The 504-nt window shown below is 56.2% G+C and carries 1 protein-coding gene; it reads left to right on the top strand.

The features are described from left to right. The coding region (locus tag A3722_RS15615) for a dTDP-glucose 4,6-dehydratase (protein WP_150120515.1) at positions 1-504 on the top strand (504 nt) is incomplete at both ends.

Here is a 504-nt window from a genome sequence, read left to right as displayed (position 1 = left end):
GAAGTTGCTCGTGACCGGTGGGGCCGGGTTTATTGGTTCAGCGGTTGTGAGGCTGGCTGTCGCGCGCGGACACGAGGTTCTCAACGTCGATGCGCTGACTTATGCCGCCTGCCTCGACAATGTTGCCACCGTGGCAAACAACCCTGCCTATACGTTTGAGCAGGTAGATATTTGTGATCGGGCTGAGTTGGACCGTGTATTTGCTCTCCACCGGCCTGACGCGGTGATGCATTTGGCGGCTGAATCCCACGTGGATCGTTCGATCGACGGTCCAAGCGATTTTATTGAGACTAATATCACTGGCACGTTCAACATGCTGGAAGCCGCGCGCAAATACTGGGCCGAAGCGGGCCGCCCTGAAGGCTTTCGTTTCCATCATGTCTCTACAGACGAGGTATATGGCTCGCTTCCCGCCAATCCAGCGGTGAAGTTCACCGAGAAAACAGCCTACAGCCCGCGCAGCCCTTATTCCGCATCAAAAGCCGCTTCTGACCATCTAGTGTG

This window comes from Sulfitobacter sp. HI0027 (assembly GCF_001634775.1).
In the GTDB taxonomy this organism is placed as follows: domain Bacteria; phylum Pseudomonadota; class Alphaproteobacteria; order Rhodobacterales; family Rhodobacteraceae; genus Sulfitobacter.
This window is presented reverse-complemented; position numbering and strand designations above follow the sequence as displayed.